This window comes from Amycolatopsis sp. CA-126428, assembly GCF_002904335.1.
Taxonomy (GTDB): domain Bacteria; phylum Actinomycetota; class Actinomycetes; order Mycobacteriales; family Pseudonocardiaceae; genus Amycolatopsis.
Window position 1 is genome coordinate 1 of sequence record NZ_PPHF01000076.1, and the last position, 3,771, is coordinate 3,771.

At 68.2% G+C, this 3,771-nt stretch carries 3 protein-coding genes and 1 pseudogene; all 4 read right to left on the reverse strand.

The features are described 5' to 3' along the window. Positions 1-383: 383 nt before the first annotated feature. Complete coding sequence (locus C2L58_RS21990) at positions 384-1,595, reverse strand: L,D-transpeptidase (protein WP_199191368.1); 1,212 nt, start codon at positions 1,593-1,595, stop codon at positions 384-386. A 103-nt stretch (positions 1,596-1,698) separates the two neighbouring features. Further along, positions 1,699-2,568: a patatin-like phospholipase family protein gene (locus tag C2L58_RS21995; RefSeq protein WP_103339508.1), complete on the reverse strand. Its 870-nt coding sequence runs from the start codon at positions 2,566-2,568 to the stop codon at positions 1,699-1,701. A gap of 17 nt (positions 2,569-2,585) precedes the next feature. Then, entirely contained in the window at positions 2,586-3,233 is a 648-nt protein-coding gene (locus tag C2L58_RS22000) for a DedA family protein (protein ID WP_103339510.1), read from the reverse strand. A gap of 45 nt (positions 3,234-3,278) precedes the next feature. After that, positions 3,279-3,771: pseudogene (locus tag C2L58_RS22005) on the reverse strand (lipoyl synthase); the annotation flags it as partial.

Genomic DNA, 3,771 nt, shown 5'->3' on the forward strand with positions numbered 1-3,771 from the left:
GCCGACCCTCTGGGTACGCGAGTCGACCCTCCAGACACGCGAGTCGACCCCCCAATCACACGTGATGCCCCGCCAATCACGAATGAAGCCGCTCGGATCACGGGTAATGCCTTCCATCGCTCACTGTCGCTGTGAGCAGGCGCGCACCCGGAGCCGCAACTCGCGTGATCGAGGACGGGACTCGTGTGATTGGCGGGGCATCTCGCGTGATTGGAGAGGCATCACCCGTGATTGAGGGGGCATCACGTGTGCCGGGATGGTCGGGTGGCGTACCCAGGCGGTCGGTTGGCGTGCCTGGAGGGTCGGGTGGGCATGAGAAAGGGGGTCAGGAGCGGAGCTCCTGACCCCCGAAGTGAGGTTGCGTGATGAGCGAGGTGGGTGCGCTACTTGATGGCGGAGCCGGCTTGCCAGTCGGCCCAGGACTTGGACCAGTCGCCGTACAGGTCCCAGACCGGGAGCTGGGGGCCGCCTGAGTTGGTGACCTCCACGACGTCGCCCAGGCCCATGTTCTGGAAGAACCACTGGGCGTTCGCGTCGTTCAGGTTGATGCACCCGTGCGACACGTTGGAACTGCCCTGCTGGCCCACGCTGTTCGGGTTCTCGTGGACGAACTCGCCGTCGTTGGAAATGCGCTCCGAGAACTTCTCGTTCGAGCGGTACGCCTTCGGATCCGGCGGGCAGACGCCGTACGTGCAGGAATCCATCGTGTAGTTCGCCTGCTTGTCCGAAATCACGTGCGCGCCCAGGTGGGTCGGCGTGGCGTCCTTGCCCATCGAAATCGGCATCGACTTCACCATCTGACCGTTGTGGAAGATCTGCATCTGCTCGCTGTTCCCGTCCGCCTTCGCGATCCAGGAATCGTGCACCTTGTACGTCTCCGTACGATCCTCCGCGCCGAACACCCCGCCGCCGAAATCGACGCCGTAGATCTTGGCCGTCACCTTCAGCGTCGTGCCGGCCTTCCAGTATTCCTTCGGCCGGTAGTGGACGTTCGAGTCGTCGATCCAGTACCAACTGCCGTCCTGCTTCGGGGTCGACTCCACCGTCAACGCCTTCTCGACCGCCGCCTTGTCCTTGACGGCGACCTTGCCGAAGCTGAACACGATCGGCTGGCCGACGCCGACGCCCGTGCTCGCCACCGCGGACGGTGCCGGGATCAGGTTCGCGTTCGCCTGCTTCTTCGGCGACAGCGTCGTGATCTGGTTGTCCTGCTCGACCGGCTTCCCGTTGGTGCCCTGGGCGTGCGCGACGATCTTGTACGTCGTGCCGTAGCCGAGGGGCTCACTGGACGTCCAGCTCGACCCGTCGCCCGCCAGCTTGCCGGCGACCGTCTTCCCCTTGGCCGCGTTCGTCACCGTGACGTCGAGGAGCTTCCCGTTGGCCGCCTTGACGACGATCGGTGTCGCCGGGTTCACCGCCGCGCCGCCCGCGGGCTCGAACGTCACCGCGACCGGGGTTTCGGACGGCGAGGCGGACCCCGACGCCGGCGCCCCACCGGCGGGCGAACCACCGTCGTCACCGGACGAGCAGGCGGAAAGCAGCAGTGCTCCGGCAAGGATTCCGGCCACCGAAAGTAAAATCTTCTTGGGGAGCATATTATCTCTTTTTGGGAATCGGGATCGGCGGGCATTCGTCATCAAAACTACGCGATAGCGATGACGTTCTTGTCGGCGGATCGGTGCATCGGCGTGACGTGGATCACGTGATGACGAGTCCGGGTGCACCGTACAGCCCCGGCCCGCTCACCGATAGTGCGCCGAGGTATTCGCACGCCGCCGTGTACGCCGCTTCCGCCAGCGTTTCCGTGTGCCCGAAATCCAGGGGGTTCACACGTACCGGCGCAGGCCCCGGCAGGTAGAGCACCGGCACCTGCGCGGCCGCCACCGGCGCTTCCAGCACGGCCTGGTTCCGCATGCTGATCATCGCGGTGAACATCATCACCTCGGCGAACGTCCGCGGTGCAGTCGGAAGCTTCCCGGGGAACGCGCAGTCGAGCACCACCAAAGACTTCGCCCCCATGGCGAGCGCCTGCCTCATCGGCACGTTCGCGACGAGCCCGCCGTCGTACAGCAGCTGCCCCTCGTGCTCCACCGGCGGGAAGATCCCGGGGATCGCGCAGCTCGCCAGCAGCGGCTCGAGCAGGCGCCCGGAGCGGATCAGCAGCGGCTCGGCCGTGTCGACCTGCGTGGTGACGACGCCCAGCGGCAGCGCCAGGTCTTCGAAGCGCGTCTCGGAGCCCAGGTGATCGGCGATGATCCCGGCCAGGCCCGTGTTGGGGAACAGGTGCGTTTTGCTCTGTGTCAACGTCCGGACGCGGCTCAGCACGCCGCCCGGGAACGCCTCCGCTCGCGTCATGTGCGCCCAGATGTCGTGCAGCCGCGCGAGCGCGTCCTCACCGGAGCGGGCCAGCACGGCGGCGTTGAGCGAGCCGACCGACGTGCCGGTCACGACGTCCGCCGTGAGCCCGGCTTCGGTCAGGGCGCGCAGCATGCCGACCTGCATGGCGCCGAGGCTGCCGCCCCCGCCGAGCACGAAGCCGACCGGGCGGGGGAGATCCGCGAGACTCATACCGCCGAATGTAGTACTCAGGGCACGCGTTCGGGCTCCCGCTCGGGCGCGGCCAGTGCTTTGCGCTTCTTCAGCCGCAGCAGGAAGAACACCGCGGCCGCGGCGAGCACGCCGACGACGATCAGGCCCCCGGTGTTCAGGGCGCCTTCGATGCGCTTCGCGGCCTCGCCCAGCGCCGCGCCGATGCTGATGTGGACCAGCGACCAGCAGAACGCGCCCACCGCGGCGGCCGGCAGGAACTTGCGGAACGGCAGCCCGGACGTCCCGGCCGCCGCCGGCGTCAGCGTCCGGATGACCGGCAGGAAGCGGGCGAAGAACACCGCCCAGGCGCCCCGGCGTTCGAGGACGGCGGTGGCCTTGCCCCAGGCCTCCAGGCCGTACTTGCGGATGAGCTTCGTCTCACGCAGGCGCGGCCCGAAGCGGCGGCCGATGCCGTAGCCGAGTGCGTCGCCCGCCGTCGCGCAGAGGGTGACGACCAGCCACAGCACCAGGAAGCGCGGGACGGTGTTCGCCGTCGTCGCGGCGACGAGCAGCCCGGATTCGCCGGGGGCCAAGAAGCCCAGCCCGATCGTGCACTCGGCGAACACCAGGCCGCCGGTCGCGGCGACGAGCCCCGGTTCCGGCAGTCCTTGCAACCAGCTGAGGAGGTCCGAAACCAGGGCCATGCCCGCCACTTTACCGATCCTTTAAGGATGGTGGGGTGACGTGTGTCACCGGGCCAGGAGCGACGCGGCTTCCTGGGCTGCAGGTCCTTCGACGGCCAGGTGCCGCAGGTTCTCCGGCAGGACTTCGCCGCGGTGGGCCTTGGTCTGGGCGTAGAGCCGTCCCGCGCGGTACGAGGAGCGCACCAGCGGCCCCGCCATGACACCGGCGAAGCCCATGGCTTCCGCGGCGCGAGAGTGCTCCACGAATTCCTCCGGCTTGACCCACCGGTCCACCGGGTGGTGCCGCGGCGAGGGACGCAGGTACTGCGTGATCGTCAGGATCTCGCAGCCCGCGTCGACCAGGTCCTGCATCGCAGGAGCTACCTCGTCCGGGGTTTCGCCCATGCCCAGGATCAGGTTCGACTTCGTCACCAAACCGGCCTCACGCGCCGCCGTGATGACCTCCAACGAGCGCGCATACCGGAAGCCGGGACGGATGCGCTTGAAGATCCGCGGCACGGTCTCCACGTTGTGCGCCAGCACCTCCGGCCGCGACCCG